At 76.3% G+C, this 1,926-nt stretch carries 1 protein-coding gene; it reads right to left on the bottom strand.

All coding sequences use genetic code 11. From position 1 onward, the window contains the following. Nucleotides 1-1,661, bottom strand: a 1,661-nt coding sequence (locus IE330_RS39560) for a phytase (protein ID WP_229926236.1), incomplete at its 3' end; no start/stop codon positions are given. Between the last annotated feature and the right edge of the window lie 265 nt (nucleotides 1,662-1,926).

Genomic DNA, 1,926 nt, shown 5'->3' with positions numbered 1-1,926 from the left:
GCCGGTGCGGTGTGGGGCGGGTGCGCCGCGGGTGCCGGGACGACGGGGCCGGGCGGCGGGGCCGTCGTGGCGGGGAGCCTGCGTGCCAGCGGGCGCAGGACGGCACGGGCCACGGCCCAGCCCGCGGCCGTGGACGCGAGCAGGAGCCCCAGCTCGGACGCCGCGTGCGCCACCCCCCTGAGGTCCGCCCGCGCCAGCGTGACGGAGCCGGTGACACCGGCCGTCCAGCCGGCGACGACGAACAGCGACACCGCCACCGCCACCGGGACCCCGCCGAGGCGTACGACGCCGAGGTCGGCGTCCTCGTCGAAGCTGTCGGCCCGGGCGGCGCCCACCGCGACCAGCAGCCAGAAGCAGATGACGACGGTCAGGGCCGAGCTGAACACCACCCCGGGAAAGCCCACCACCGCACCGACCACATCCCCCATGACCCGGCCCCCTTGACCGCTCGCGCCCGGGAGCCGTCCCCGTCCGGACGCGGGAACGCGTACAGCGCGCTCCGGCATCCGTGCCCGGCCCCCGTTGCTGCCTTTCCATCCTGACCGGTCCGGACGCGTCGGCGCACTGCCCTTTTCCGGCAACTTCCCCGGCCCCGGCGCCCGCGCGCGGGGCCGCCCGGGCTCAGATCCGGTCGGTGACGCGCTCCAGCGGTACGAACTTGAAGTTCTGGTTGCCGCTGGAGCCGGGTGCGCCGTTCGCACCGTTCCTGGCAGACGAACACGCCGCGGGGGAAGGCCGGGCCCAGGTTCGCGGCGCTGGCGTCGATGCCGTCGGTGTCCTCGCAGTCGTCGGCGGCGGTGCCGGACACCACCCCCGAAGCGGCCCAGGTAGGCACCGCTGCCGCGGTCGTACACGGCGAAGTCGTCGCTCCCCTGCGAGGACACGAAGAGCCGGTTGCCCGCGGCCGTGATGCCCTCGGTGTCGGCGGTCAGGTGCCCGCCGGGGCCGGTCGAGTCGAGCCGGGTGCGGGCGGTGCCGTCGCCGGGCTCGGCGCCGTACGTCCAGACGCCGACGTCCTCCTCGCCCACGTACAGCTTGCCGGTGGTCTCGTCGGCGTAGCAGCCCTCCACGGCGGAGCCCGCGTCGAAGAGCCGTACCGAGGTCGCCCGCACGGTGTCGCCGCTGACGGCCAGTTCCCACTGCTCGACGCGGCCGGACGTGGAGTTCGGGTAGGCGTAGAGCTTGCCGGAGCGCGGCGAGGTGTAGAGGCAGACGCCGTGCGCGGTGACCGCGGTGGGCACGTCCGCGAGGTGCCGCAGCCGCCGGGTCGCCGGGTCGATCCGGTACACGTGCAGCGCGCCGTCGCCGCCGGCGGCCTCGTCGTCCGCGGACACCACGACGTTCCCCCGGACGTCGACGTTGTTGCCGTGGTCGCCGTCGACGCGCTGGATCCGGGCGCCCCGGAGGTCGTACACCTCCAGGGCCCCCTTCTTGTCCGTGCCCACGACCACGGACTTCGCCGGGTCGCCGGGGTGCACCCACACCGCGGGGTCGTCCGCGGCGTCCCCGCCGTGCCCCACCGGGGCGGTCTCCACGGTCGCGGTGACGTCGATCTCGACGGCGGCGAACGCGGGGGCGGCTGCCTGCGCGACCAGCGCGACGGCTCCCAACAGGGCGCTCGACGTCAGGGCTGCGGCTCGTACGGTACGGGCGACGGGCACCGGGGCTTCCTCCTCGTCGGGGGTGTTTCGCCATGACCCTGCCAGGATGGGGTCAGCGTCGCGTGAACGCCAGGTGAAGCCCGGGGGGCCCGCCGATTGCCCCGCCCGGGAGTCCCACTCCCTGCGCCGGCGCCGCTCGGGAGTTCAGCCCGTGCGGCCGTCGAGGACGAGCCGCGCGGGAGGGTCCCCCGCGGGGACCGGCCGTGGGCCCGGGGCGCCCGCCGGGCGAGCCGCCACCCGGTCCGGGACGGGGCGGGCCCGGGGC

This window comes from Streptomyces longispororuber (assembly GCF_014656095.1).
Taxonomy (GTDB): Bacteria; Actinomycetota; Actinomycetes; order Streptomycetales; family Streptomycetaceae; genus Streptomyces; species Streptomyces longispororuber.
The sequence above is the reverse complement of the archived record's forward strand: the minus strand, read 5'-3'. Positions and strand labels throughout refer to the sequence as shown.